We start from the raw sequence: 26,672 nt of genomic DNA, 5'->3' as shown, positions 1-26,672 counted from the left end.
TTCCCCACTCGAAACCCCTTCATGAAACGCGCACGTCTGTACTTCGACGAACTCAATCGCGAATACCTCGAACTGCTCCGAGCCGAAGGCGAACTGTACTGGTCCGTCTATACGGGCCAAAGCGACGTGCACGATGCGCTAGCCGCCGCAACGCTGAATCGCAAAACGTTTGCGGGCGACGCTTCGCGTCTCGCGCAAGTGCGCGAACAGCTTCGTGCCGCCGATCCGTCTGCCGAGCGCGACGCGCTGATCAAAGGCTTCCAAGGGTGGGCCAACGTTCTCGAAGCTAGCGAGATCGGCTCGCCTCGTGCGGCGAGCCTACTGAACGAATTGACTGCACTGGATGCGGATCTCTTTGTCAGGCGGCAGGCCTACAAGATGACGCAGACCAACGCCTACGGGGTGCGGGAGGCGGCAACGCCGTCGGCACTGCGCAACAACCTGACTTCGAATCCAAACGAGCTTGCGCGTAAGAGTTCTCACGAGGCACTGCACGGATTGGAGCGTTGGATTGCGTCGAGCGGTTTCGTCGATATCGTCGGAAAACGGAACGCGCTGGCGCGCGAACTCGGATACCGCAATTTCTTCGAATACCGGCTGAAGACGAATAGCGGAATGACGCCCGAACAGTTGTTCGGCGTGTTCGACGCATTCGAGCGGAGTACGCGGGACACGCACCAAAACGCGTTGAGGCGGCTGGTAGACCGGCATGGCGCCGATGCGCTGCGACCGCACAATTTGGCGTACAGGATGTATGGTCAAGCTAGCGAGCAAGCGGAGCGCTATTTCCCGCTGAGCAAGGCCGTCGAGCGATGGGCCGAATCGTTCCGTCGGATGGGGGTGTCGTACCGTGGCGCGCGGATGGAGATCGATTTGATCGACCGGGAAGGTAAGTTTCCCACGGGCTTTTGCATGGCTCCCAATCCGGCCTATATCGACGACACGCTCGGCGCGATACCGGCGGACGTGCGTTTCACGTCGACAGCGCGACCATCGCAACCGGGTGCGGGGTTGCGCGCGCTCACCGTCCTGTTCCACGAAGCCGGTCATGCGGCGCACTTCGCCAACGTGACGATGAACTCGCCGTGTTTCTCGCAAGAGTTCCCGCCTAGTGCGCCCGCACTGCTTGAAGCGCAGGCAAAATTTTTCGATGCTTTGCCAATGGATCCTTGCTGGTTAAAGCGCTATGCAACCGACGCGGAAGGAAACGCGATGCCCGACGAATTGATTCGCGCACAGTTGGAAGCGCGCCAGGCGTCGCTTGCCTACGCGGAGCGGCGCGATCTGGTGCCCACGTACTTCGAATGGGCGCTGTACGGCATGGACGATACCGAGCGCACCCCGGATTCGGTACTGGACTTGGCGAAATCCGTGACCGAAAGGATTCTCGGCATTCCCGAGCACACCGATTACGTGCTCGCCACGCCGCACCCGATTTACCATGACATGGCGGTTTACTATCACGGCTACTTGCTGGCGAAGATGGCCGCTGCGCAGACACACGCTTACCTGATGGATGCGCTGGGCTATGTCGTCGATCACCCGCAGGTGGGGCGCTTGCTTGCCTTGCATTGTTGGGCGCCAGGCAATAGCGCGACGCTCGATCAAACGCTGACGGCTTTGACCGGCGAGCCGCTGAATCCTACCTATCTTGCCGCGCGCTGCAATCAGTCTCCGGAAGCGGCGTGGCGCAATGCACAGGATGCTTTGAATCGTTGCGATCGAACTGAGGCCGTGCCAGGATCGGTGGAGCTTGGCGCTCGCATTTGTCTCGTCCATGGCAGCGAGCGCATTGCAGACAACGAAGTATCGTTGCAGGCCATGTATGTCGCGTTCGAACGTTGGATCGAACGCAAGTCGGAGAGCGAGCGCCATGCTTATGCATCTTAGAATCGACTCGCTCTAACCCGCATTCGTCGATAGCGATTGCCATTTCTCGGCAAATGAAATATTGTCGCCTCGAATTCCACCGAGGGCGTACATGAGATTCATATCGATTCTATTGCTTTGCCTTTTCGCTACGGTCTCGCAGGCGGCGGGCATCAAGTTCGCCGCCATTCCCGCCAGCGCCGAAGGGCCGGCGTTGAAGGCGGTGATCTGGACGCCCTGTGCGATACCGGCTGAAACGATGGAGGTTGGACCCTATGTCTTGCGCGGCAGACAGAACTGTCTTACCGTCGGCCAAAAGCTCCCCTTGATCGTCATTTCGCACGGTCACGCTGGGTCGCTACTCAATCACCATGACCTTGCCGAAGTACTAGCCGATTCCGGCTTTATCGTCGCCGCCATCAATCATCCCGGCGATAGTTACTCCGACATGAGCCGCCATGCGGACGAATCGGTATTCGTGGAGCGTCCGACGGATATCAAACGGCTGATCGACTATATGCTCGGCTCTTCACCCGACGCACATAAGATCGACCCGACGAAGATCGGGTTTTTCGGTTTCTCGCGCGGCGGCTACACGGGGCTGGTCTTGGCCGGCGGCAATCCCGATTTCCTCCATGCCAACGTCCCATGCCCCGATCCGGCGCTTCCGATTTGCAAGCAACTACGGCACAAGATCGTTCCTAAGGGCCCGCTGACGCATGACCCGCGGATCAAGGCCTATGTGCTCGCGGATCCTCTCGACGAATTCCCGACGGCCGAGAGCCTGAAAAACGTCAAGGCGCCGATTCAGCTCTGGGCATCCGAGTTCGGCGGAGACGGCGTATTGCCCGAAACGATGCACGCGCTAGCCGCTTCCTTGCCGAATCCGCCCGATTTTCACGTGGTGCCGGATGCAGCGCATTTCGCGTTTCTGACACCTTGCCCGCCTCAACTCACGAAGGCTGCGCCGGCACTGTGCGTCGATGCCGCCTCGTTCGACCGCGTGACGTTTCATCATGCATTGGACGAAGAAGTGCTCGGTTTCTTTCAGACCCATCTTCAATAGGCCGCGAAAAGCCGGATCGATTCGCTGAACATTTACCTGCGACCGCCCGCCCGGGGCGGAACCCGCATGTCTTCTTGGTAAACTCCCGGTTCGAGCAAGAGAACGGGGGAGAGCGCGTGAGCCTCGACGAATATTACAGACGGCTGGAGTTGTCGGGCACGGCGTCCCCGGCCGAGATCAAGCGCGCGTACCGGCGGCTCAGAGCGAAGTACCATCCGGATCGGAATAAGGGGCGCGAAGCCACGGTCGAACCGGTATTCAAGCGCATCCAAGAAGCGTTCGAGATTCTGATCGGCGAGCGCAAAGCGCCGGCACCGCACAGCCCGACATCCGCTCAAGCCGCTTCTTCCCCTGCGTCGGCCGCTGCGCCCAGCCGCGAGCCGGGGCCCGGGCCCAGACCGACCTGGGAATGGGCGTGGGGCGAGACCGCAAGTGCCGAGAAGGAGCCGCCGCGCAGCCATCGCAGCGGCCAGCCGATGCGCGGAGCGAACTGCACGGCGGAACTCTTCGTCCCGCTGGAGGCCGCGATTTACGGCGGCGACGTCGAGGTCAGCTACACGGTAAAGGGGCCTTGCGATCAGTGTCACGGGCACGCGCGCGGCCGCTGTCCGGCGTGTTTCGGCAAGGGCTCGGTCACCCACCGCAAAGTGGAGACCGTGACAATCGCGCCAGGCGCGTGGGACGGCCAGCGCGTGGCGGTCGAAGGCGCCGGGCACCCCGGGATCAACGGCGGGCCGCCGGGCGACGCGACTTTCTCGGTCGTGATCGTCTGCCATTCGGCCTATCGCCGCGACGGGCTGCATATCGCGTGCGATATCGAAGTCGATTTCGTAACGGCCATGCTCGGCGGCAGCTACGAAGCGCGGGTGCTGGGCCATGTCCTGCCGATGACGATCGAACCGAACTCCGGGCCTGGCAGCACGATTCGGCTACGCGGACAGGGGCTATCCGACCGCACCGGCGTACGAGGCGATCTGACGCTGCGCGTAGTCTTGACCATGCCGGCTGCCGCGGCTCACCTCACCGAGGAAGACCGCGCTCGGCTGCGCGAGATGTTTCTTGCGGCGCAGCGCCGCGCACATGCCCCCGCTCGAACGGCGTAGTCCCATATCCTTGAACAGGTTGGCGCACGGTGCGTCGATCGCGATGGTACGATGCGCAAAACGCGAACCGCCAACGAGGCCCGCTATGCTTTCGCCCAGCATCCCGTTGCCCTTGTTTTCCGGACCGACGCCATGATCTCGCGCCGCACGGCCGGCGCGGGCATGCACGTATTCGTCAGCGGCACGTCCGACGTCGATTGGGCCCGACATACGGTCCATGAGATGGCGCTGCGAGAGGGGTTCAAGGAGGCGAGGGCCGTGGCATTGGCCACCGCCGTGTCTGAAATCGCCCGCAACATCGTCGTGCATGCCGGACGGGGAACGCTATCGTTCGCCCCCGTGGCGGATGGGGCGCGTCGCGGCATCGTCGTCGTGGCGCGCGATGAAGGGCCCGGCATCCCGGACATCGCACGTGCGATGCAAGACGGGTACTCCACCAAGGGCAGTCTGGGTATGGGGTTGTCCGGAGCCAAGCGTCTCGTGGACGAGTTCGAGATCGAATCGGCCGTCGGCGCCGGCGTGACGGTCACGCTCACGCAGTGGGCGCAAGATACCCCGGATGAAGCATGACTTGCGCGGCCGGATTCAGCCTGCGTCTTTCGCCTCCACTGCGCTGAGCGGCAAGATGGCGGTGAGCGCGAACCCCGCGCCGGGCTCGGTACTGATCCGTATCTCTCCGCCGAGCAGCGCCGCGCGTTCGCGCATGCCCAGTAGGCCGAACGAATGCCGCCCTTTCGGCCCCTCTGCCGCTACGCCGCGGCCGTTGTCGACAATGCGGACGATGCAATGCGGATCGGCGCGCACGATATCCAAGATGACTTCCGACGCACCCGAATGCCGTGCCACGTTCGTCAGCGCTTCCTGAACCATTCGAAACATACCGATCCGACATTCGCGATTGAATGAAATGGCGTCTGGATCGATATGGCGAATGACCCGGATCGCATAACGCGCGGAAAACTCGTCGGCTAGATTGTCGATCGCCGGGATTAGACCGAGATCGTCGAGGATGACCGGATGCAAGTCGGCCGCGATATGCCGCACCGATTGAACGAGGTCGTCGATCATCATGTAGATGCCATTCAGCGCCTCGCGATTCGGCCGGCCCCGGCCGTCGCCTGTCCCGTGCTCCAACAGCGACGCCGCCATTTTGAGCGCGGTCAATTGCTGCCCGAGGTCGTCGTGGAGTTCGCGAGCGATGCGCGCTTTTTCTTCTTCGCGTACATGCTGAATGTGCGCCGACAACCGCCGCAATTCCTCGCGGGACATGCGAAGCGCCTCGTCGTCGCGCTTGCGCTCGGTAATGTCCAGGATCCAGCCGACCATCCGGTACGGCACGCCGGCCTCGTTCCATAGCGCTTGGCCGCGCGAGTGCACCCAGCGCACATCGCCCGACTTCGTGCGAATGCGATATTCGACATCGTATGGCGTACGCAGCTCGAGATGCGCCTTTAGCGATTGCGTCACTCGCTCGAAATCTTGCGCATCGATGGCACCGAAATGAGCCTGGCGCTCATTGGGCAGTTCGCTGTCTTCATAGCCCATGATGCGCTTGAAGTGCGGCGAAAAAAAGATTTCGTCGGTTTGCGGATCCCAATCCCACAGGCCCGCCATCGCGCCGCTGACGGCAAGCTGGAATCGCTCCTCGCTCGCGGCTAGCGCGGCGCGATAGCCCTCGATCGACAGCTCGAACGGCGCGAGCAATTCGTTGAAAAAAGCCGTCGATGCTTCCATGAGCCGCGGCTGATCGCTGGGTGTCGCCGGCAAGACGAGCGTATCGAGGGCCGCGCGGTGCAAGGCCGCCATGTCCAGCAATCCCAGCCGCTCCATCATGGCGCGCCGGCCCAGTTCGTACGCGCAGGCGAGTCCCACCTCGCTTTCGTCTTCGAGGTAGGCGCGAAGACCGGACAGGTACTCGGCGCGCAGCGCGCCAAGCCTGGTCGTCATGGTGGTGCTCCAACATAACGGGCGACGACCACGTGCGCGTCGTCCGTTCCCTTTGCATGCCTAGCCAAAATCGATTCCGCGATCTCCTGAACGGAAAATTGCGTGACGATGCCGGAGCTGAACGTGCTGCGGATACCATCGGTCGCCATCACGAGCAGGTCGCCCGGCGCCACGGGAAGCCGTTCGGCATGCAGCGAGGGCAAGCGATAGCCGACGACGCCGCCGCGCGTGGCGATCGCTTCGTTGCGCGGCGGAAAGCGTTTGGCTGCGCGAATCAACACGCTATCGACGTTGCCTACGCCCGTCCATGTCATCGACGAATCGAGCGCGTCGAACCATGCCGCGCTCATGACGGCGCCGCGGGTCTTGCGCAGGGCATCGTGGCATCGCTGAACGAGTTCGACGACCGCTTCGCCCGCATGAGCTTCGATGACCGGCACGGCCGCGCGCACCGCTTCGAATGCTTCGATCCCATGGCCGAGGCCGTCGAGCAGGGCGACGAGTGCGCCGCCATCGCGCTCGACGACGGCATGCAGGTCGCCCGAGACCTGTTCGAGTGGGCGGCCGGCCCAGCCCCATTCGATGATGGGCGTTCGCGGCGCGCCTTGCGTGCTCATCTCAGCCATCGTTTCATCCGCACGGTGGTGCCCTTGCCGACGACGGACCTGAGTTCGAACTCGTCCATGATGCGTTTCGTGCCTGGCAGCCCGACGCCAAGGCTCTTCGCCGTCGAATAGCCGTCGCGCATCGCCAGCTCGATGTCCGGGATGCCCGGCCCCTCGTCTTCGGCGACGATCTGGATCCCGCGCCGCACGCCGTCGTCGATCTGGCATATCGTGACTTCGCCGCGGTGCGCATAGCTGATGATATTGCGCGCGATCTCGGAGATCGCCAATGCGATGATCGTGCGGTCCGTATTGGAAAAGCCGGTCTCCGCGGCCAATTCGCGTCCTTTTTGGCGAGCGATGACGATGTCTTCCTCGCGTTCGATCGGCACGCGGATTTCAGCCGGCATGGCCCAGGCTCCCGCTCGCGGCGTGGCGCAGGTAATCCAGGCCCTCCTCGAGATCGAGCGCGGTCGCCACGCCTTCGAGCGCGAGCCCGAGTTGCACCATGGCGAATGCCACTTCGGGCTGAATGCCGACCACGACCGTCGTTGCCCCGCGCAGCTTCGCCACGTAGGCAATACCGCGCAGGGTGCGCGTGGCGAACGAGTCGAGCACGTCGAGCGCCGTGACGTCGATCACGACGCCCTTGCTGCGGAAGCGTCCCACTTTGTCGGCGAAATCCTCGCGCAACTGGATGAGGTCCTGATCGGAGAGAACCGATTGGATGGAGGCGATCAGTATCTCGCCTTGCTTGAGGATGGGAACGGCCACCGTGTCAGCTCCCTTCGTCGATATGAGCCTCGATCGACTCCCCTGGCACGACGCGATAGCCGAGATTGCGCTCCGCCTGTTCGATGCCGCCTTGCAAGTCTCCCACGGTGTCGAGTTTGCCGAGTTCGATGCCGAGCGATACCAGCGATTGCGCCACCGGCGCCGAGATGCCGGTGACGATCACCTTCGCGCCCATGAGCCGTGCCGCCGTAACCGTTTGCAGGATATGGTTGGCGACGCGCGAATCGATCGTCGCAACCCCCGTGATATCCATGACGACCATCCGTGCGCGGTTCTTGCGAATCGACTCCAGCAGGCTTTCGGTGATCAGGCGCGCCCGATAGGTATCGATGACGCCGATGATAGGCAGCAGCAGCAAGCGCTCGCGCAATTGGAGCACGGGGGTGGAAAGTTCGCGGATCGCTTCTTGCTGCTGGCGAATCACGCGCTCGCGTTCGAACACCAGCACATCGACGATGAGCCCAAGGTCGAAGAAGGCGACTTTCTTGAGCGACGCGAACGCGTCGAACGCCTCCATCGCGGGCCGATCGGCATGTCTCATGACCTGGGTGCCGATGTGCTTGAGCAGATTCAGAAAGGCCCCGAGAAAGACACGCGTTTCGAGGCCGGCGGCCGCATAAAGCAAGCCGAGTTCGAGACGCTGCTCGACGTATTGGCTGCCGTAATCGCCGGATACCAGGCCGAGCAGGTGTTCGCGCTTGAGGTGCCGTGCCCGTTCGGCCAGCGCACGGTTCTCGAGCAACGTGCGCGCTTCATCGAGGCTCGCCAGGTGATCGAAGAACGCGGCCACATAATCGTCCAACTGGCGCAGCATCACCTCTCTGATCGTCGAGATGCGCTCGACATCGGCTGGCATCAGGCCGACGATTTGCTTACGCCGTTCGATGGTCGCGCTGTTGAGCCCCATTTGGTGCATCAACGCGAGCGACTCGCGTTGTTCCAACTGATCTGCCATGCGCGCCTCCTCGGTTGCTGTCCGTGTCGAGCGGGCTCGACACCGGAGATCGAATTCGAAGATACGACACGGCAGTCCAGCGGCGGTCAGCGTGTCGGCGGTGCAACGCAGTGCCGCGTGATGGCGGCCCCGTCTGCCTCATATGCGTCTTGTTTTATCGCGGCGATGACTGTAATAGCGGTACGGCCATGGCCCGCCTCATCGAGCCGATTCAAACGATTCAAAGGTTCAAAACGATTAAAACGGTCCAAACGAATCTCTTTGTGGCATTCGTTCGAAGTATAGCCGTGCGAGCCGAACTGGCAAGGTTGATGCATAGCGAGTGATCATACGGCGGCATGGGCCATGGGGCGGCTCAGCGTCTGCGCGGCGGGGCGGGCCCGGTCGATTCGCGCACGACGAGTTCGGGCGCCCGCACGACGTATCGCTCTTGAGCCGGGGTGCCGCCTTCGACGATCTCGAGCGCGAGCGCAACCGAGCGCGCCGCGATCTCGGCTGTCGGCAGGCGGACCGTCGTCAACGCCGGCCGGAACTGTTGCGCGAGGGCAATGTCCGTCAGGCCGATCACCGATAAATCGTCGGGCACCCGCTTGCCGAGGTCGGCGGCCGCCTGCATCGCGCCGATCGCCATCAAGTCGTTCGTTGCAAAGATCGACGTCACGGCCGGCTTGGCGCGCATGAGGCCGACGGCCGCTTCGTATCCGCTTTCGATCGAATCGTGCGACTGAACGGCGATCAGCGCTTTCTCCGCGTGACCGTGCGCAGCCAGCGCGGCGGCGAACCCGTCGAGCCGGATCGTTTGCGGGCCCCCCGAGCCGACGCCGACGATCGCGCCGAACTTGCGATGTCCGAGGCCCGACAGATGCGCTGCGGCGAGCGCCCCGGCGGCCGCGAAATCGATCGTCACGCAGGGTAGGGCACGCGTTGCCTTCACGTGTTCCCACATGCAGAGCACGACGGCCACGCCCCGGCTCGCCACATCCGTCAATTCGCCTTCGCCCAGATCGGTATTCATGACGATGACGCCCGATGCGAGCGAGCCGGCGATTTGCTCCAGATAGGCGCGCGTAATCGCGGGATCGTCATCGGTATTGCAGACGAGCAGAAAATACCCGCGCTTGCGCGCTTCGCGTTCGGCCGCAAGGACGAACTCGGGATAGAACGGATTCGAGATGTTCGACAACATCAGCGCGAGGGTCGAAGTGCGACCTCGCGCAAGCGCGCGGGCCGTCAAGTTCGGCCGATAGCCGAGTTCGCGAACGGCCGCCATGACCCGTTCGACGGTTTCCGGCTTCACCTTCTGCGGATTGCGCAGCACGTTCGATACCGTCGCACCCGTGACCTTCGCGCGCCGTGCGACTTCGGCAAGCGTCACCACACCCTGTCTCCCCGACTTTATCGAGCGCCGGTATATCGACGCATAAAATGTTGATTTCTCATATGCTGGGACGGCTTCCCAAAAGTTGCGCAATCGCGATCGATTGCGCTACGTTCCAGTCCATCGACACAGCATCGAAAAAGACCGGAGACGACATGGTACGAGCAAACCTCTCTTGTTGGCGACAGAAATTTAAGCGCTTAAATCGCGACGCCCGATGCGTTGTCGCCGAGCACGGGAGGGCATGATGGCGGCCATTTCGTTGCGGCACGTATCGAAGCAGTATGGGCAGCATGCGCCCGTGCTGCGCGACGTCAATCTGGACATCGACGAGCACGAGTTCTGCGTTTTTCTGGGCCCATCGGGATGCGGCAAATCGACGTTGCTGCGGATCGTTGCGGGTCTCGAAGAAGCGAGCACGGGCGAGGTGCGCATCGGCGCTCAAAGGATGAACGAGACGCCGCCCGCGGAGCGCGGCGTCGCGATGGTCTTTCAGAGTTACGCGCTGTTTCCGCACATGTCGGTATTCGACAACATGGCTTTCGGGCTGCGCATCGCCGGTGTCCCGAAGGACGAAATACGGCGGCGCGTGACCGAAGCGGCGCGCGTGCTGCAGCTCGACGCGTTGCTCGAGCGCAAACCCAAGCAGCTCTCGGGTGGTCAGCGGCAGCGCGTCGCCATCGGCCGTGCGATCGTGCGCGAACCGAAGGTATTCCTGTTCGACGAACCGCTTTCGAACCTCGACGCCGCCTTGCGCGGACAAACGCGTATCGAGATTGCACGGTTGCACAGCCGCTTCAAGGCGGCGAGTTCCATCTATGTGACACACGATCAAATCGAAGCGATGACGTTGGCGGACAAGATCGTCTTGCTGCGTTCCGGCGACGACGTCGCGCGCATGGGCAGCATCGCTCAGGCCGGTGCGCCGCTCGAACTCTATCATCGGCCCGCGAGCTTGTTCGTGGCTGGGTTCATCGGTACGCCGCGAATGAATTTCCTTCCGGCGTCGATCGAATCGGTCGGTGCCGATTCGATCGACCTGCGATTGGACGGCAGCGGCGAGCGCTTGACGATGGCAGGCCGCGCGTCGCGACAACCGCTTTCGAATGGGGCGCGCGTGACGCTCGGGATTCGGCCCGAGCATCTGTCGGCTAAGCCCGACGCGCACACCGAAGCTAATGCCGGCAAACCGGCGTGCTCGATCGTACGAACCGTACAGCTCGTGGAGCAATTGGGTGAGGCGGCCTACGTTCACCTCGATCAACCGGGCGGTACACCGCTGCTGGCCAAGGCGCAAGGCACCACTGCGTTGCGCCCTGGCGATCGCCACGCCTTTCATTTGTCGCACGACGCATGGCACCTGTTCGACGAACGGGGGAATGCCATCGTCTTCGATCGCGATCGAGCGGCGCTTGTCGCCGCATAAGAATTCGATGCTTTGAACCGACGACGAGTCGACCGACGGCATTCGGCAACAGTCATGAGCCATTCGGCAAGAGTAATTAGGCAGTAGACGCAGCGGCACCCGAGACCAACGAAAGGAGACAGAGATGAAGCAACCCGTACGCAGGCTCGCGCTTGCTTGCTTGGCATGCGCGGCATTCGCCGCCACCGCGCCGGTGCAAGCCGGAACGTTGAACGTGACTGTATCGGCGCGCGGCAATCAGCGCGCCACTTGGCAAAACGCGTTCGACGAATTCAAGAAGGCGAATCCGGACGTCGACCTGAAAGTGAGCTATGTCGGCGAAGAGGCCTACAAAGTCCAGATGTCGGGCTGGCTCGCCACCGATCCGCCCGACGTCTTGAGCTGGCACAACGGCGAACGGATGGCGTATTTCGCCAAGCGCGGGTTGCTCGCGGATCTGACGAGCGATTGGCAGAAGAACGGCTGGAATCAGACGTACGCCGCCGTAAAGACGTCGTCCACCTACGCGGGCAAGCAATACAGCGTGCCGCTGGGCACCGATGCCTACGGCTTCTTCTATCGCAAGGACCTATTCCAGAAGGCCGGCATCGCGACGGAGCCGACGAATTGGACGCAGTTCCTGGACGACTGCAAGAAGCTGAAGGCGGCCGGCATTGCGCCGATCGCGGTGCCCGCTAGAGATGCTTGGACGCTCGCGGCGTGGTTCGACTATCTCGACTTGCGCGTCAATGGCTACGCATTCCACCAGCAATTGATGGCGGGCGATATCGCCTATACGGACCCGCGCGTCAAGCACGTGTACGAAACGTGGAAGACATTGATCGACGACAAATACTTCATCGACAACGCGCTCTCCTACGACGTCGATTCCACCAGCCCGCTGCTCGTGAACGGGAAGGCCGCGATGTTGCTCATGGGGACGTTTTTCTCGGCGGGGCTGCCGGAGGCTACACGCGACGAAATGGGCTACTTCCGCTTCCCCATCATCGATGCGTCGGTACCCGTAGCCGAGGATGGGCCCGTCAACGTGTTGATCATGCCGGCCAAGGCGAAAAACAAGGCCGATGCCCGTCGCCTGCTCGCGTTCATGGGTACGCCGCAAATCAACGGCGAACTCGCCAAAGGCTGGGGGCAATTGCCGTCGAACAATCAAGCCGCCGAGCCGCAGGACCCGATTTCGAAAGTCGGCTTCCATACGCTTTCGACCACGACAGGGGGAATCGCACAGTTCTACGACCGCGACATGACCAAGGAAATGGCCGACGAAGGGATGAAGGCGATGCAGCAGTTCTATTCCGATCCGACGCAGCTCGATTCGATCCTGCAGCGCCTCGAAGCCACGCGTAAGCGCATCTACAAAAAGTAAGCGCGCTTGGCGAGCGGAGGGGCATGTTTGTTCCTCCGCCCCACCCAGTCGGAGCATTCCATCATGTCGATTTCCCTTACTCAGCGAACGTTGCGACGAGCGTCGCGGCCGGCAGCCAAGAAGCCGATCCCGCTCGGTCGACGGCGAACGCGCGCGGCATTGCTGTTCTTATTGCCCGGCCTCGCGCTCTTCTCCGTGTTCGTCATTTATCCGATCGCGAGCAGCATTTGGCTCAGCTTTCATCACTGGGACGGCATGACGGCGAAGACGTTCGCCGGCTTCGACAACTATCGCGAGCTATTCGCCGCCGATACGTTTTACGTTGCGCTGAAGAACAACTTGATCTGGCTCGCATTGTTCTTGCTCGCCCCGCCTGCCGGGCTTGGGTTGGCTTTGTATCTGAATCAGAACGTGTTCGGCATTCGGCTCGTGAAGTCGCTGTTCTTTGCCCCGTTCGTGTTGCCCGGCGTGGTGGTCGGCCTCGTCTTTTCGTGGTTCTACGACCCGACGTTCGGCTTGTTGAAGATTATCGTGGGGCACGGTATTCCGGTGCTGGGCGATCCCCGGTACGTGACGTACGGGATTATCTTCGCCGCGCTTTGGCCGCAGATTCCGTTTTGCATGCTGCTCTACCTGACCGGGCTCACGGGCATCAATCCCGAGATTATCGAGGCGGCGCGCATGGAGGGCGCGCGCGGTGTGGCGCTTCTGTGGCACATCATCCTGCCGCAGTTGCGTCCGGCTACGTTCATGGCGGTGGTGCTCACCGTCATCGGCGCACTGCGCAGTTTCGATTTGATCTCGGTCATGAGCGGCGGCGGCCCGTTCGACAGCTCCACGGTCCTCGCCTATTTCATGTACGACCAGGCGATCAAGTATTACCGCGAAGGCTATTCGGCCGCTATCGCCGTCGTTCTCTTCGCGATCATGCTCGTCTATATCGCATGGCAATTGCGCCGGTTGGTGCGTACCGAAGCTTAGTTCATTTGGGAGTCCTCAATGTATCCGATGCCCGTTCAGCGTTGGCGCCCGTTGCCGAGAGCCGTGTATCGACTGTCTTTACCCGTGGCGCTGCTCGTGTGGCTCGTACCCTTGCTGGCTGTGCTCGTGACGTCGGTGCGTTCGAGCGACGAATTGCTGAACGGCGACTACTGGGGGTGGCCGAAGCATTTTGCGCTTATCGAGAATTACGGCACGGCGCTCACGCAGACGCCGATGCTGCATTACTTTGCCAATAGCTGCCTGATTACGTTGCCCGCGGTGGCGATCTCGATCTTTCTTGCGTCGATGGCGGGGCACGCACTGGCCAACTACCGGTTCCGCGGCAACACGGTGCTATTGGGGCTGTTCGTGGCGGGCAACTTCGTGCCCATTCAGATTCTCATGATCCCCGTTCGCGAATTGATGGCGAGCCTGAATCTGTACAACACGGTGTGGGCGCTCGTCGTTTTTCATGCGGCTTTTCAAACGGGGTTCTGCACGTTGTTCTTGCGAAACTTTATCCGGGAACTGCCCTATGAGTTGATCGAGGCGGCGCGGATCGAAGGGGCAAGCGAGTGGGCGATCTACCTGCGTGTCGTGCTGCCGCTCGTGCGGCCGGCATTGGCGGCGCTGGCCGTGCTCGTGTTCACGTTCGTATGGAACGACTACTTCTGGGCGCTATGCCTGACACAAGGCGACGATGCGGCGCCGATCACGGTCGGTGTGGCGGCGCTCAGGGGCCAGTGGACGACCGCTTGGAACCTCGTCTCGGCGGGCTCGGTGCTTGCGGCTTTGCCCTCGGTAGCGATGTTCTTCGCGATGCAAAAGCATTTCGTGGCCGGGCTGACGTTCGGTGCGACGAAGGGTTGACGTTGGATTGCGCGACCTCATTGACGGAATTAAGGGAAATTTTCGATGCAGCTCGGTGTTTGTTACTACCCCGAACATTGGCCGGAACACCAATGGGAAAGCGATGCGAGACGGATGGCGGAAATGGGGATCGCACGCGTGCGTATTGCCGAATTCGCGTGGTCGAGAATCGAGCCGGAGCCTGCGCGCTACAACTGGTCTTGGCTCGACCGGGCTTTGTCGACGCTAGCCCGTCATGGGCTCGAGGTCGTGATCGGCACGCCGACGGCTTCACCGCCGAAATGGCTGGTGGACGCCCATCCGGACATCCTGCCCGTCATGCGAGACGGTATGGCGATGCAGTTCGGTTCGCGTCGACACTACGACATCTCGAGCGCGGTCTATCGCGCGCACTGCGCGCGTATCGTGGGCGAGATGACAAAACGTTACGGTCGGCATGACGCTGTTGTGGCGTGGCAAACCGACAACGAATTCGGTTGCCACAATACGTTGCCGAGCTATACGGAGGCCGCACTTCAGGGGTTTCGTCGCTGGCTTGCCGCGCGTTACAAAACGATCGACGCGCTCAACGCGGCGTGGGGCAACGTATTTTGGAGCATGGAATACCGGGGCTTCGACGAAATCGAATTGCCGCATCGCACGCCGACGGACGCGAATCCGTCGCATGTGCTGGACTTTCGCCGCTTCCAATCCGATGAGGTGGCGAGCTTTCATGCATTGCAGGCCGATTTGATTCGAACGCATTCGCCGGGACGCGATGTGCTGCACAACTTTATGGGGTTTTACGCCGAGTTCGATCATCACGCCTTTGCGCGCCACGGGCTCGACGTTGCTGCCTGGGACAGCTATCCCATCCCGCGTACTGAAGTCCTGCCGCTGCCGGAGTCGGACAAGCACCGTTGGGCGAGAACGGGACACCCGGATGTCTCGGCGTTCAGTCACGATCTCTATCGCGGCGTGGGCAATGGACGCATGTGGGTGATGGAGCAACAAGCCGGTCCGGTCAATTGGGCGCCCTGGAATCCGGTGCCGGAGCCGGGCGCGGTTCGTCTATGGACATGGGAGGCCTTTGCGCACGGTGCCGAACTCGTTTCCTACTTTCGTTGGCGGCAATGCCCGTTTGCGCAGGAGCAAATGCATTCGGGGCTCCATACGCCAAGCGACGAGCGTTCGCCGGGTGGCCAAGAAGTCGCGCGCGTGGGCGAGGAGTTGCGCTTGCTCGGTTCGCGCATCGACGCTCGCGCATTGCCGGCTCAACCCGCCTCGGTCGCGCTGCTGTTCGACTACGAAGCGCAGTGGGTGATCGAAACACAGCGGCACGGCGCCGATTTCGATTACCAGCACATCGTGTTCGAATGGTATAGCGCGCTGCGCGAACTCGGGCTAGACGTCGATATCGTTTCGTCGCTCGCCGATATCGGCGCCTATCGGCTCGTTGCGGTGCCGACGCTGCCGATCTTGCCCGAGCGCGTCGTCGAGCAGATTCGGCGCGGCGCCAATCGATGGGTGTTCGGGCCACGTACCGGCTCCAAGTCCGACACGTTGGCGATCGTTCCGCAATTGCCGCCGGGGCCGCTGCAGGCGGTGTTGCCGGTTCGCGTCGCGCAAGTCGAATCGTTGAGACCGTCGATCAGACCGGCAGTGCGCGTAGGCGACGTCGAGGGTGTCGCACTGCGCTGGCGCGAGCATGTTGAACTGGGCGACGGGGCGGAAGCGATCGCTCGGTTCGACGACGGCTTACCGGCGCTTATCCAGCGCGAGCGGGTGACTTATATGGCGGCTTGCTTCGATCGGCCGGTCTTGCTCGCCGCGTTGCGACGCTGCATTCACGAGGCAGGTGTCGAGACGCAGCCGTTACCGGAAGGGCTGAGATTGCGTCGACGTGGGCCTTGGCGATTCGCCGTCAACTATGGCGATCGACCGCAGCGTGTGCCGGCGCCGGCCGGCGCGCGGTTCGTCTTGGGCGGCCCAGTCGTTGGCGCGATCGACGTTGCCGCATGGATCGAAGAAGACTGAGACTAAACGGTGCCTACGCGTTTTGTCGATCTCGTTCGGACGAAGCACTTCGTGCCGCTTGCGGTCACGACGTTGCTGCTCGGCGTTGCTTTGTCGTTCACGGCGCCTTATCTATCGCTGTTCGGCGTGGAAGAGGCATCGATGTCGCCGTTGCGGCTCGGCGTCTTCATGACGCTGGTTTCGGCGAGCGGCGTATGGGCAAGCACGGTTGTTGCCCGATGGTCGGATCGCAGCGGCCGCCATCGCACATCGCTGATCGTCTCGCTGATTGCTGCCGTGCTGGGCTACGCGAGCTTGGGCTTCGTGCACGGCTATGCGGGACTTGTCGTCGTGGGCGTGGTCTTGCTTGGGCCGGGTGCCGCCTCGCTGTCGCAGATATTCTCCTACGCGCGCGCGGCGTTGGCGATCGACGATGCGGGGCAGGCGGAATTTGCATCGGCGACACTGCGCACGTTGTTGTCCGCTGCCTGGGTATTCGGTCCCGCCGTCGGCGCGTTGATCTTATCGCAAGCTGGATTCAAAGGATTGTTCGGGTTCGCGGCCGCGAGCTTCGCCGCGAGCGCCGCGATCGCGATGTGCATGACGGAGACGAAAGACGCTAATCGTTGGCCGATCGTTGGGACAGCGCAACCATCGCGAACGACGGCCAAATCGGAGGCGTCGGCAACGAGATCGGAAGAGAACGTCCGACATGATTCCGTACCCGGTTCCGTGGATGCGACGAGCGCGGATTGCGGATCGAATGCAGTGGCGATAGCGGCTGCGGCCGGTGCTCGCAAAGCGATCCCGCGCATTTTGCTGGCGCTGACGTTGATTGGCTTGGCGGCCAACGCGACGATGATCTTGCTGCCGCTGTACCTCGTGCACGCCTTGCACGGCACTCGCCTAACCGTATCGGCGGCACTCGGGACAGGGGCGTTTCTCGAAATCCCGATGATGTTGTGGCTGGGCGCGAAGTCGTCGCAGTTGAGAAAGCCGAATTGGTTGGCGGCATCGGCGGCCGTGCACGCTGTCTACTTCGTTGCGTTGGCCGCGGTCGGGCAGCCACTCGCCGTCGTGCCGCTGCAAATTCTGCCCGCGACGGTCGTCGCGATTACCTCGTGCCTCGGCATGACTTATCTCCAGGACCTCATGCCTGGAGAACTGGGCGCGGCGACGGCGCTGTTTTTCAACGCTTCGCGCGTGGGGTCGATTTTGTCGGGCGTGTTGGCGGGAACGATCGTCGGCGCGTTGGGCTACCAAGCGGCGTTTTTGCTGTGCGCGGGACTTGCCGTTTGCGCATTCGTGCTGCTGTCTCTCGACGTGGTGCGGGCGGATGGAAAGCGGTTTCGCGCCGGGGTGCGGCGTGCGTGAATTGCCGCCTATCGACCGGTCGATGTGGACGGCTGCATGCGTCGCAAGCGCATGCGCCCGGGTGGCTCGAAGTACGTACAAAACCGCACCAGCCCCGCCTTCTTCAAATGGCACGTCATCTCGAAGCTCACGAGCACGCCGGGGTCGTCATTCTCGATGATCGCGACGTCGATCGACCGAATCCGCGGCTCGTACTTGAGCAATGTCGTCTCCATTTGCTGCTTGAGCAGATGCGCAGACGCCGGCAATGCCTTGTAGATGTGGGTCAGATCCGGCAGGCCGTAGTCGGGCAGATGTTTCAGCGCTCCCGCGCGCGCGTTGAGGATGCGCCGCACGTTCTGCTGCACACTCAGACATTCGAGCGTCCGGTCCTCGTGCGCGTTGAGCGGCTCGCCGCCAATCTGGCCGAGCAGCATGTCATAGAGGGAAGGGCCGGCCGGCATCGGGGGCTCCTGTTACGCGTCGGCGGGCACCGGCGCCTCGTCGCGCTCGATGAAGTCGATCGTTACGTTGCCTGCTTCCGAACGCGAGACGGCAATCCTAGCGGGCGCGGCCCCGTTTGCCATGCGCGCCAACAGCTCTCGCGACAGCGTCGGCAGAATGCGCTGATTGAGGAACGCATCGACGTTACGCGCGCCGGATGCGCGCGCGAGGCACAGCTCGGCCATCGTACCGATCAGCGAATCGTCGCAGCTCAGTTCGACGCCGTGCTGACGCAGCAGGCGGTCGGCGACCTTCGCGAGTTTCTGGCGGACGATGGAAGCTAGTGCGGTTGCATCGAGCGGACGATAGGCGAGGGTTTGGAAGCGAGCGAGCAGCGCTGGCTGGAAGTGCGCGAGGAGTTCCGGTTGGATGGCCTCGAGCAGCGCCGGCTGCGCAATGGCGGGGTTGTCCGCGGTGGCTTCGTCGATCGTTGCGCTGCCGAGGTTGGACGTCATGACGATCACGCAGTTGCGGAAGTCGATCTCGCGTCCTTCGCCATCGCGCATCGTGCCGCGATCGAAGACCTGATAGAAGATGTCCAGCACGTCGCGATGGGCTTTTTCGATTTCGTCGAGCAGCACGACGCTATAGGGACGCTGGCGCACCGCCTCGGTCAAGATGCCGCCCCTGCCATACCCGACATAGCCGGGCGGCGAGCCCTTCAGCTGCGATACTGTGTGGGATTCCTGGTATTCCGACATATTGATCGTGGTGAGCGCCGCTTCGCCGCCGAACAGCAGGTCGGCGAGCGCCAGAGCAGTTTCTGTCTTGCCTACGCCCGACGGCCCGGTCAGCAGGAACACCCCGAGCGGCGCATGCTCGCGCTTGAGCCCCGCCTTCGCGGTGCGAAGACTTTCGGCAAGCGCGGTGAGCGCGTCATCTTGAGCGACCACGCGCGTCGCTAGCTGCGCCTCGAGCGTAAGCAGGCCCAGCAACTCGTCCTCGAGCAGATTGCCGACGGGCACGCCGGTCCATTCGGCGACAACGCGTGCGACGGCTTGCGCGTCGACGTCGGCAAAAATCAGCGGGGCTTTGCCTTGTGCGCCAGCCAGCGCTTGCTGCGCCTGAGCCAATGCGGCGCCATCGCGTCCGCACGGCTCGAGCTGTCGCCGTTCGTGCAGCGCTTGAACGAGCGCGCGTTCGTGTTCGTAGCGCGCCTGCAGCGCCGCCAGCTCCGATTGCGCATGCACGCGTGCGGTTTCGAGCGCGGTGCGGCGCGCCTGCGTGTCCGTGATGCCCACGCGCGCATCGTCTTCCAGCGTCGCATACTCGAGCGCGAGCGCCGCCACGGCGGCCTGCGCGCGTTGCAGTTCCGCCGGCGGCGATTCGCGGCCCATCCGTACCCGTGCCGCTGCGGTATCGATCAGGTCGACCGCCTTGTCGGGCAGATGGCGCGCGGGAATGTACCGACGCGAGAGTCTCACCGCGGCGATCAGCGCCTCGTCGCGGATGTGGACCTGGTGATACGCCGCGTAGCGGCTCTTTAGACCCCGTAGCATGAGGCACGCAGCCTCGTCGTCGGGTTCGTCGACCTTGATGAGCTGAAAACGCCGTTCGAGCGCGGCGTCTCGCTCGAAGAATTCCTTGTATTCCGACCAGGTGGTGGCCGCGATCGTGCGCAATTCGCCGCGCGCGAGCGCGGGTTTGAGCAGGTTCGCGGCGTCGGCACCGCCGGCTGCGTTGCCTGCACCGATCAGCGTATGCGCTTCGTCGATAAAAAGCAGGATCGGCGTGGGCGACGCCTGTACCTCGTCGATCACCTGCTTCAGCCGTTGTTCGAACTCTCCTTTCACGCCCGCGCCGGCCTGCAGCAGGCCCAGATCGAGTGTCAGAATGCGAACGTCACGGATCGCGTTCGGCACACTTGCCTCGACCACCCGCAGTGCGAGACCTTCGACGAGCGCCGTTTTACCGACGCCGGGTTCACCCACTAGAATCGGGTTGTTCTTGCGCCGGCGCGCGAGCACATCCACCATTTGCTGGATTTCGCGGTCGCGGCCGAATACCGGATCGATATGGCCGTTGCGGGCCTTGTCGGTCAGATCGATCGCAAAGCGGGCGAGCGCTTCGCCCTCCGTCTTGTGCGAGCCAGCACGCGCCTGCGGTAACGCCGGTACGGATGCCGGCGCGCTGTCCGATCTTTCATCGCCTGGCGCGTTGGCGGCGGGTTCGCTTGCTTGCGCCTCGGGTTCCTCGCGGTCGCTTTCGCAAGAACGATGAGCGAGGCGCGGAAGCATTCTTTCGATCTGCGCGCTACGGATCGACAATAGCGGCCACGCGTTCTGCGCACGCAGCACGTGGGGCGCACCCACAATGGCTTGCAGCAGGTGGCCCGATCGAATCGAAACATCTTCGCCGTCGGACGCAGCGCGAAGCCAGGCCTCTTGCAATACCGTCGCCGCTTGCACGGACAGGGTCGGCTTGCCGCGCAGGTTGCGGGGCAAGTGCTCGATCGCAGCGAGCAGCGTATCCCAGAGTGCATCGACGTCGATCCCGTAGTGCCTCACGATCGCGGGAATGTCGCCGTCGCCGGCTTCGATCAGCTTGAGCAGCCAGTGCTCGACGGTAATTTCGTCTGTCAGCCGTCCCTGGCAAAGACTTGCGGCCGCCTCGAGCGCTTTCGCGCAGTGCGGGTTGAGCCGGCGGAGCAGGTGGGTGGTATCGCGCAAGGTCATGACAGAGCAGTCGAGAAGGAAGCGGGAGGACGCGATCGGTCGCGCCGGCTCCCGGGTAGCGAGAGACCAGCCCGAACTCGGACTGGCCACAGAACCGGCAGCAGGAGCGCGCCGGTTTCACCTAAGCAGCGCGGCGATCAGGAACGCTCGTTCCACGTGTCCTTGTGGATGATGTTGCCGTCCTTGTACGACCAGGTGATCGTCTCGTAGCGCAGTTCGATGTTCTCGAGATGGTTGTGCTTCTCGTAGTCCGGGTTCTTGATGTCGTACATCACCGGGTTCACCGCCACGACCTTGACGTTATCGAGCTTCGTGTTGAAGTACTCCTTCTCCTTGCCCGCGTCGTCGATCTTGTACCACTTGATCTCGACCGACTTCAGCGTCTGGCCGCTGGTCACCGCCTTGTACAGGTAAGGCGTCGACGCGTCGGTTTCCTTCGTCAGCTTGATCGGCTTGTGCACGCGCGTGCCGGTGAGCTTGCCCGTGTTGCCGTCCGTGGGGATATGTACGCCGTGATCGAATGCGACGAGTTCGACGCTGCCTTCGCGTTCCTGAACCGTCACCGACCCCTTGATGTCGGCACCGCCATCGTCCTTGAGCCACATATAAGCCGGAATCGCCATTGCTTCACTCCTTTTTATGTACTGCAACAACCGCCCGGCATCTGGCGCCGGGCCTCAGAAACCCGATGCGAATTGCTTCGGGGGCAAACCATTGTTCATTCGCTTGCCGTGCGTCGCGTGCCCACGGCATTCGATCGATCGGGGAGAGGTTGCCCGGCGCGCGAGGTGCGTTTCGGCGCGTCCGGTACCAGCGTAATTTCCACGCGACGGTTTCTGGCGCGTCCGGCCGGCGTGTCGTTGGTCGCAATCGGCCGCGTATCGCCGTAGCCCTGGATGGCAAACTGTGTGGCCGGGATGGCCGACACCTCGATCAGCCAATCGCGCACGGCCTGCGCGCGCGCGATCGATAGCGCCAAGTTTCGTTGGGCATTGCCCACGTTATCGGTGTAGCCGGCCACGAGAATCCGTATGCCCGGCGCGCCCGAAGCGGGCCCCTTGGCAAAATGGGCTTTGATCATCTCGAGCGCACCGACCATCGCGCGCGTGGAGCCCGGCTTCAGTTGTGCGCGGCCGCTGTCGAACAGCGACATGCTGTCGAGCGTCACCACGGACGGCGGCGGGGGCGGCGGTGCATACGAGGCGATGGCGTCGTTCAATGCGGGTATGAGCTGCGCCCCCCGGTACATGCCGAACGACAGGCGAAGCGGCAGGCCTCTGCGCGCATATCGGTCAAGCTCATCGCGATCGGCCACGAGCGCCTGCAACGCGTCGCGTCTCGCGGCGTCTTGCGAGGCGGGAATGGCCGAATAGCGGCTGAGGTCCGAGCCGATGCGGGTGAGCAGCGCCGCGTTGTTCTTTGCCGACGCGCAGAACGCCACGGCGGCTGCACACGCGACGAGCGCGAGCGCATGGGCGAAGGCCGTCATGCGCGGCGATATCCAGTATCGCCGGGGCATCGCTTCGATCAGCGGCTGCGGCAACGGCCACGGCAGTGCGGAGGCCGCGACCTCTGGGCGCGTCACGTGGGTGTGCATCTCCATGTCGCGTGCCCACGGGTTATCCGGTGCGCTCGCGGGACCGCAATCGATCCAGCCGGCACCGAACAGCGCCCACGGCGTAGCCGGTTGCTGCCGGTCGGATAGCGTGCCGATGACGACCCGCTGGGTCCATCCGACGATCGATGCCAGGGAGGCGGCGCGCAATGCGGCGTTAGCATCGCCGCCCGCGCGCCGCACCTCGCTTTCAGCCGCTTGGATCGCCGATTCGAAGCGGCCGGCATCCAATAGACGCGAACTGGACGAGACACCGTACCACTGCGGCCTGGCGGTATCCGACGAGCCGGTCGTGAGCCGCTGATACACCGCGACGTACCCGGGCAATCGTCTACTGAGCATGCGGGACGCATCCGCCGCGGCTTGCCGCACCACACGCAGGTGCTGCGTGAGGGCATCCTCCCCGGCGTGCTCAGCGGGTACAACCGATAGCACCACGCCGTCGGGCGCTCGCCCGTCGCGCCATTGCCTGACTGCAACGGCGAGCCGCGGCAGGTCTTGCGCGCGATCGACGCGCAGCCAGATGCCCCCGTCGCCTACGTAGGCATAACTCGCTTCGCCCGCCCGGTCGAACAATGCGGGCAGCCCGTCGCCGATCACGAGCACGAGGGGCATGCGCGTGCGCAGCTTCACGGGAATGTCCGCCGTCGCCGCGCCTAGTGCGGCCAGCACATGCATGCTCTGTTGGCGAGCGCGTGCCAGCACGCGGGTACGCCACGCTACCAATGCGAACGCGACTGCCCCGACCACCGTCGTGAACGTCCAGATCATGCCGCGCCCGATGGGCAAGACGAGCCAGATCGTTGCAAGCGTTAGAGCGGTCGCGAGGAGCAGTATCGCGCGAAGCGGATAGCCGAGCCCCTCGTGACCAAGATCGGGCCCGTGCGCCGACGCGGCGGACGGGATAGGCGGCGCGGATTTCACGGGCGGACGCCTTTCGCAGCCGCCAAGTGCGCGAGTTGCATATCGAGCGCCGTCGCCCCTATTGCCCAGACGATCGCCGCGCCTACGCACGCGAGGCCCGCGATGGCCCAGGGAGAGTGCCGGTGAAACCAGTCAAACAGGCGCCGTCCGGGACGGTCTGCGACAAACGGGCGCGCCGACGACGGACGAAGTTTCTCCAATTGCGCATTCAGCGCATCGATCAGCGCCGTGCGTTTCGTCTCGCCCTCGCGCGCATAACGACCGATAAGCCCCATGCCGAGTATCGCCGAATAGCACTCGAGCAGGTCGACACGCGGCGATGGCTCGCGCATGCGCGCTTCGAGCCGGTCGAACACGGTCTCGCCCGCGTCGTGCACATTGAACTGCTCGATCTGTAACGGCTTCAGTTCCCAGCCGGCGCGCATTCGAGGCGGTAGCGAGCGCAACGCGGATTCGTCCAACAACCCGCATTGGGCGATCAGCGCTTCTCGGCGCACGTCGTCAGGAAAGCCGCGACGTTCCAAAGCTTCCGAGAAGTGCTCGATCAGTTGGCGGCATCGGTTGCGCAATCCGTTCGCATCCTTTACCGCGCCACCGGCGCCGAGCGACGTGACCAGCGCCGCCGTATCTCTGAGCAGATCGCGCATACCGTCGCGCGGCGCACCGCCGACGCCGGGAACGTTGTCGAGCAGGGCGAGTTCTTGGGGGCGTGGAGTTAGGGCTTTCATGAGCGCAGCACCGCATAGAGTTCGAGCGAGGCATCGGGCACCGACGCGGGCAGATAGATCTGGCAGGCGTGCGCGGCGAGCATTTTTGCGTGCGCGTCGCTGGACGAATCGAGCGCGAAGTATTGATTGTCGAGGCGCACGGGGATCGCGGCCGGCACACGCTGCACCGCCTTGAGCGGGATACCCAGCAATGCGGAATTGACGATGTGCTCGACGTCGTCGGGGGCGCCGATCTTGCACAGGCGCGGGAACTGTTCGACGAGTTCGAATGCCGGCATCGGTGCGTTGATCGATAGATACCAGTCGGCCGCATCGCCGGCGATGCGCTCGTCGAGGAAGTGCCCGGTCCACATGGTCGGGCTCTTGCGCGTCAGACCGATCGACACGACGCGCGACGGAATGATGGCATTGAGCCGATCCAGGATCATCGATTCGAGCGTCGCGAACACTTCGTCGGCACGGACATGGTCGTACGCCGGCAGCTCGGTGAGTTGCGCCTCGGTCGAAAACGTCATGAGCGCGCTCGCAAGCTGGGCCAGCGTCACGTACAACTGCTCGGGCGATCGATTCGGGTGCGTTGCATACAGCCGAAGTTGCGGCCAAGCCGCGTGAATACAGTGCAGAAGCCAAAACAGCTGGACATCGGCCACGCCGTATTCGGCAACCTGCTCGATACGTTCGCTGCGGCGTGCGCCGAGCGCTAGGCTTTTGGCCTGCAGGATCTCGGCAACGCGATGGATGCGTTCGAGATGCAGCGGATGGCCAGCAAGCGTCAGACAGGGCGGCACGAATCGGGGATCGACCTCGAATTGGCCGCTTGTCGCACGGGTGAGCCGGGCGACGATGCAGACCGTATCGTCGTCATGCGATTCGAAATCGAACAGCAACCGCACCGCATGACGTTCGGCGGCGATCTCCGATTCGCCGGTGCCGTAGAGGTCCGTTACCTTGACGAACTCCCGGAACGCACGACGCGGGCGGGCGAGCGAGGCTTCGTCGAAGCGGCAGTTTTCGCCGTTTGCATCGGGTAACGCGAGGGCCGCGAGCACTACGACGGTTTGACGATCGGCAGGCACGCCTTGCGTCAGATCGCGAGCCGGTGGAATGGCATCGGACAGCGTCGTATCCACCGGTGTGCCGTCCGGAAAGCGAAGCCTTAGTCGCGTGAGCTTCAGGCGCCCCGAGGCCAGGGCCTCATTGTCGAGCTCAACGCTAACGGCGCCCCAAGGTTCGGCGAGCGCGGCGGTGGCGAACTGCTGCATCGCGAAGCCGGCCCAGCGGTCCTGTTGCTGGAAGTGCTGCTGCGTGAGGATCAAGCCCTCATGCCAAAGCGGTTTGTCGATCCGCATAAGTGTGATGTACGGCTGCCGGTTGATTGATTCGGATTGGCGATTCTATGAACGCGTTTGCCCGTCGTATACAAATTCTTTGTTCGTTCGATGGAATTTGTTTGTGAATTGTTGGTAATCAATGAGTTGCGTTTGAGTGGGGGCGCGTCGCGTATCGAAGTTTTCGATTCCTGAGGCGATTTATCTCAGAAATAGTGGTATCTCAATAAATGAGATCGACTTCGTGATGCCGTAAAAACATCATGATTTGATGCGAAATGGGTGTGGTTGACGGCGCTGTGAAAGTGCATACGCGTGCTCAACGGGCCCGTCATACATGGCGAAAGATGGCTTTTATGTTTTTGAGATATTTCATCTCAAAATAATTTTGTGTTTCTCGGAAATCGTCCGATATCGAATGGATTTTGACGCTCTCCATGTAAACCTGTCTAATACGGCTCGGCATTAAAGTCGCACGAATGAAAGCCGCGCAATGAGGTGCTGGCCGTATTCCTTTGAGTGTCGTGCAAGCGCGTGTGCGCAATGTGCGCCAAGGGTGTCACCGCATTGCACCTGGCAAGTTCTGCGGATGTTTTGAACCTGGAATAGATGAGGAAACCTATGGACAGCTTCCAGCGCGAAATTCCAAAAAGTCGCGTCTCCATTACGTTGGATCTGCATACGGGCGGCGCCCAGAAGAAAGTCGAGCTGCCGCTGAAGCTGCTCGTCGCGGGCGACTTCAGCGCGGGCCGCGAACAGGCGCCGCTCGCCGAGCGCAAGAAGGTCAATATCGACAAGAACAACTTCGATGCCGTGCTGGCCGATTACGCGCCGGATTTGAAGATCGCGGCGGAGAACACCTTGGCCGGCGATGGTTCGGATCTGGCGGTCAACCTCTCGTTCCGATCGATGAAGGACTTCGAGCCCGAGCAGGTCGCGCGCCAGATTCCCGAGATGCAGGCCATGCTGGCGATGCGCAATCTGCTGCGCGATCTCAAAAGCAACTTGCTCGACAACGTGACGTTCCGCCGCGAATTCGAGAAGGTTTTGAAGGACAAGGGTCTATCCGACAAGCTGCGCGGCGAATTGGCGCAGATCGCAACGGCGGCGACCCAGCCCGAAGGCCACGCCTGAGCGCGGGTGGCCGAACGCGGCGATGGCCACCTCCCGCCAAGACGTCGCCGGACGA

Annotated in this window: 23 protein-coding genes; 11 read left to right on the top strand and 12 right to left on the bottom strand. The window is 62.8% G+C overall.

Annotated elements, in window-relative coordinates; genetic code table 11:
* Positions 1 to 21: 21 nt before the first annotated feature.
* The 4 genes from ACTHN9_RS27660 (at position 22) to ACTHN9_RS27645 (ending at position 4,608) form a co-directional block, all read left to right on the top strand.
* Positions 22 to 1,890, top strand: coding sequence for a M3 family metallopeptidase (locus tag ACTHN9_RS27660; RefSeq protein WP_440540018.1), 1,869 nt, complete (start codon positions 22 to 24; stop codon positions 1,888 to 1,890).
* 91 nt (positions 1,891 to 1,981) lie between these two features.
* Positions 1,982 to 2,935, top strand: a complete 954-nt coding sequence (locus ACTHN9_RS27655; protein WP_440540017.1) for an alpha/beta hydrolase family protein — start codon at positions 1,982 to 1,984, stop codon at positions 2,933 to 2,935.
* Between the two features lie 116 nt (positions 2,936 to 3,051).
* Complete coding sequence (locus ACTHN9_RS27650; RefSeq protein WP_440540016.1) at positions 3,052 to 4,038, top strand: DnaJ C-terminal domain-containing protein; 987 nt, start codon at positions 3,052 to 3,054, stop codon at positions 4,036 to 4,038.
* Positions 4,039 to 4,089: 51 nt separating this feature from the next.
* Positions 4,090 to 4,608: an anti-sigma regulatory factor gene (locus ACTHN9_RS27645; protein WP_440540015.1), complete on the top strand. Its 519-nt coding sequence runs from the start codon at positions 4,090 to 4,092 to the stop codon at positions 4,606 to 4,608.
* A gap of 15 nt (positions 4,609 to 4,623) precedes the next feature.
* Here the strand turns inward: ACTHN9_RS27645 and ACTHN9_RS27640 are convergent, their stop codons facing one another.
* From ACTHN9_RS27640 to ACTHN9_RS27615, 6 genes are all read right to left on the bottom strand, one after another.
* The gene (locus ACTHN9_RS27640) at positions 4,624 to 5,985 is read right to left on the bottom strand and encodes a PAS domain-containing protein (RefSeq protein ID WP_440540014.1); all 1,362 of its coding nucleotides are present in this window, start codon (positions 5,983 to 5,985) and stop codon (positions 4,624 to 4,626) included.
* A complete protein-coding gene (locus ACTHN9_RS27635) occupies positions 5,982 to 6,602 on the bottom strand; it encodes a SpoIIE family protein phosphatase (RefSeq protein WP_440540013.1) in 621 nt (206 codons plus the stop codon). Before ACTHN9_RS27635 ends, ACTHN9_RS27640 begins: the two co-directional genes overlap by 4 nt.
* A complete protein-coding gene (locus ACTHN9_RS27630) occupies positions 6,599 to 7,000 on the bottom strand; it encodes an anti-sigma regulatory factor (protein ID WP_440540012.1) in 402 nt (133 codons plus the stop codon). The genes ACTHN9_RS27635 and ACTHN9_RS27630 overlap by 4 nt, the downstream gene beginning before the upstream one ends.
* Positions 6,990 to 7,364: an STAS domain-containing protein gene (locus ACTHN9_RS27625; protein ID WP_440540011.1), complete on the bottom strand. Its 375-nt coding sequence runs from the start codon at positions 7,362 to 7,364 to the stop codon at positions 6,990 to 6,992. The genes ACTHN9_RS27630 and ACTHN9_RS27625 overlap by 11 nt, the downstream gene beginning before the upstream one ends.
* A gap of 4 nt (positions 7,365 to 7,368) precedes the next feature.
* A complete protein-coding gene (locus ACTHN9_RS27620) occupies positions 7,369 to 8,340 on the bottom strand; it encodes a protoglobin domain-containing protein (protein ID WP_440540010.1) in 972 nt (323 codons plus the stop codon).
* 355 nt (positions 8,341 to 8,695) lie between these two features.
* A complete protein-coding gene (locus tag ACTHN9_RS27615) occupies positions 8,696 to 9,718 on the bottom strand; it encodes a LacI family DNA-binding transcriptional regulator (RefSeq protein WP_440540009.1) in 1,023 nt (340 codons plus the stop codon).
* A gap of 247 nt (positions 9,719 to 9,965) precedes the next feature.
* Between ACTHN9_RS27615 and ACTHN9_RS27610 the strand changes: the two genes are divergently transcribed.
* The 6 genes from ACTHN9_RS27610 (at position 9,966) to ACTHN9_RS27585 (ending at position 17,730) form a co-directional block, all read left to right on the top strand.
* Positions 9,966 to 11,144: an ABC transporter ATP-binding protein gene (locus tag ACTHN9_RS27610; protein ID WP_440540050.1), complete on the top strand. Its 1,179-nt coding sequence runs from the start codon at positions 9,966 to 9,968 to the stop codon at positions 11,142 to 11,144.
* Positions 11,145 to 11,268: 124 nt separating this feature from the next.
* Entirely contained in the window at positions 11,269 to 12,510 is a 1,242-nt protein-coding gene (locus ACTHN9_RS27605) for an ABC transporter substrate-binding protein (RefSeq protein ID WP_440540008.1), read from the top strand.
* A gap of 63 nt (positions 12,511 to 12,573) precedes the next feature.
* Entirely contained in the window at positions 12,574 to 13,491 is a 918-nt protein-coding gene (locus ACTHN9_RS27600; RefSeq protein WP_440540007.1) for a carbohydrate ABC transporter permease, read from the top strand.
* An 18-nt stretch (positions 13,492 to 13,509) separates the two neighbouring features.
* Positions 13,510 to 14,361 (top strand): carbohydrate ABC transporter permease, encoded by an 852-nt coding sequence (locus ACTHN9_RS27595; protein WP_440540006.1) that lies wholly within the window; start codon positions 13,510 to 13,512, stop codon positions 14,359 to 14,361.
* Between the two features lie 45 nt (positions 14,362 to 14,406).
* Entirely contained in the window at positions 14,407 to 16,377 is a 1,971-nt protein-coding gene (locus tag ACTHN9_RS27590) for a beta-galactosidase (RefSeq protein WP_440540005.1), read from the top strand.
* A 9-nt stretch (positions 16,378 to 16,386) separates the two neighbouring features.
* Positions 16,387 to 17,730 carry a sugar efflux transporter gene (locus tag ACTHN9_RS27585; protein ID WP_440540004.1) on the top strand — a complete coding sequence of 448 codons (1,344 nt, stop codon included), beginning with the start codon at positions 16,387 to 16,389 and terminating at the stop codon, positions 17,728 to 17,730.
* 8 nt (positions 17,731 to 17,738) lie between these two features.
* Here the strand turns inward: ACTHN9_RS27585 and tssE are convergent, their stop codons facing one another.
* The 6 genes from tssE to tssK all read right to left on the bottom strand — a co-directional run bounded on the left by tssE (position 17,739) and on the right by tssK (position 25,504).
* Complete coding sequence (gene tssE, locus ACTHN9_RS27580) at positions 17,739 to 18,173, bottom strand: type VI secretion system baseplate subunit TssE (protein ID WP_440540003.1); 435 nt, start codon at positions 18,171 to 18,173, stop codon at positions 17,739 to 17,741.
* A gap of 12 nt (positions 18,174 to 18,185) precedes the next feature.
* Complete coding sequence (gene tssH / locus ACTHN9_RS27575; protein WP_440540002.1) at positions 18,186 to 20,888, bottom strand: type VI secretion system ATPase TssH; 2,703 nt, start codon at positions 20,886 to 20,888, stop codon at positions 18,186 to 18,188.
* A gap of 137 nt (positions 20,889 to 21,025) precedes the next feature.
* On the bottom strand, positions 21,026 to 21,511 hold the full coding sequence (locus ACTHN9_RS27570) for an Hcp family type VI secretion system effector (RefSeq protein WP_440540001.1): 486 nt from the start codon (positions 21,509 to 21,511) through the stop codon (positions 21,026 to 21,028).
* Between the two features lie 95 nt (positions 21,512 to 21,606).
* Positions 21,607 to 23,427, bottom strand: coding sequence for an OmpA family protein (locus ACTHN9_RS27565; RefSeq protein ID WP_440540000.1), 1,821 nt, complete (start codon positions 23,425 to 23,427; stop codon positions 21,607 to 21,609).
* Entirely contained in the window at positions 23,424 to 24,155 is a 732-nt protein-coding gene (locus ACTHN9_RS27560; protein ID WP_440539999.1) for a DotU family type IV/VI secretion system protein, read from the bottom strand. Before ACTHN9_RS27560 ends, ACTHN9_RS27565 begins: the two co-directional genes overlap by 4 nt.
* A complete protein-coding gene (gene tssK / locus ACTHN9_RS27555) occupies positions 24,152 to 25,504 on the bottom strand; it encodes a type VI secretion system baseplate subunit TssK (protein WP_440539998.1) in 1,353 nt (450 codons plus the stop codon). The genes ACTHN9_RS27560 and tssK overlap by 4 nt, the downstream gene beginning before the upstream one ends.
* 600 nt (positions 25,505 to 26,104) lie before the next feature.
* Between tssK and tssB the strand changes: the two genes are divergently transcribed.
* Entirely contained in the window at positions 26,105 to 26,617 is a 513-nt protein-coding gene (gene tssB / locus ACTHN9_RS27550; protein ID WP_440539997.1) for a type VI secretion system contractile sheath small subunit, read from the top strand.
* Positions 26,618 to 26,672: the final 55 nt, after the last annotated feature.

The sequence above is a fragment of the Trinickia sp. genome (assembly GCF_051953405.1).
In the GTDB taxonomy this organism is placed as follows: Bacteria; Pseudomonadota; Gammaproteobacteria; order Burkholderiales; family Burkholderiaceae; genus Trinickia.
Note: the sequence above shows the minus strand (reverse complement) of the source record. Positions and strands in the feature narration are given on the sequence as shown.

Coding starts and splice junctions, on each gene's coding strand:
- ACTHN9_RS27640 (WP_440540014.1), bottom strand. CDS start 5,985: ATGACGACCAGGCTTGGCGCGCTGCGCGCCGAGTACCTGTCCGGTCTT.
- ACTHN9_RS27610 (WP_440540050.1), top strand. CDS start 9,966: ATGGCGGCCATTTCGTTGCGGCACGTATCGAAGCAGTATGGGCAGCAT.
- ACTHN9_RS27590 (WP_440540005.1), top strand. CDS start 14,407: ATGCAGCTCGGTGTTTGTTACTACCCCGAACATTGGCCGGAACACCAA.
- tssK (WP_440539998.1), bottom strand. CDS start 25,504: ATGCGGATCGACAAACCGCTTTGGCATGAGGGCTTGATCCTCACGCAG.
- ACTHN9_RS27570 (WP_440540001.1), bottom strand. CDS start 21,511: ATGGCGATTCCGGCTTATATGTGGCTCAAGGACGATGGCGGTGCCGAC.
- ACTHN9_RS27560 (WP_440539999.1), bottom strand. CDS start 24,155: ATGAAAGCCCTAACTCCACGCCCCCAAGAACTCGCCCTGCTCGACAAC.
- ACTHN9_RS27635 (WP_440540013.1), bottom strand. CDS start 6,602: ATGAGCACGCAAGGCGCGCCGCGAACGCCCATCATCGAATGGGGCTGG.
- ACTHN9_RS27605 (WP_440540008.1), top strand. CDS start 11,269: ATGAAGCAACCCGTACGCAGGCTCGCGCTTGCTTGCTTGGCATGCGCG.
- ACTHN9_RS27600 (WP_440540007.1), top strand. CDS start 12,574: ATGTCGATTTCCCTTACTCAGCGAACGTTGCGACGAGCGTCGCGGCCG.
- ACTHN9_RS27645 (WP_440540015.1), top strand. CDS start 4,090: ATGCGCAAAACGCGAACCGCCAACGAGGCCCGCTATGCTTTCGCCCAG.
- tssB (WP_440539997.1), top strand. CDS start 26,105: ATGGACAGCTTCCAGCGCGAAATTCCAAAAAGTCGCGTCTCCATTACG.
- ACTHN9_RS27620 (WP_440540010.1), bottom strand. CDS start 8,340: ATGGCAGATCAGTTGGAACAACGCGAGTCGCTCGCGTTGATGCACCAA.
- ACTHN9_RS27630 (WP_440540012.1), bottom strand. CDS start 7,000: ATGCCGGCTGAAATCCGCGTGCCGATCGAACGCGAGGAAGACATCGTC.
- tssH (WP_440540002.1), bottom strand. CDS start 20,888: ATGACCTTGCGCGATACCACCCACCTGCTCCGCCGGCTCAACCCGCAC.
- ACTHN9_RS27595 (WP_440540006.1), top strand. CDS start 13,510: ATGTATCCGATGCCCGTTCAGCGTTGGCGCCCGTTGCCGAGAGCCGTG.
- ACTHN9_RS27660 (WP_440540018.1), top strand. CDS start 22: ATGAAACGCGCACGTCTGTACTTCGACGAACTCAATCGCGAATACCTC.
- ACTHN9_RS27655 (WP_440540017.1), top strand. CDS start 1,982: ATGAGATTCATATCGATTCTATTGCTTTGCCTTTTCGCTACGGTCTCG.
- tssE (WP_440540003.1), bottom strand. CDS start 18,173: ATGCCGGCCGGCCCTTCCCTCTATGACATGCTGCTCGGCCAGATTGGC.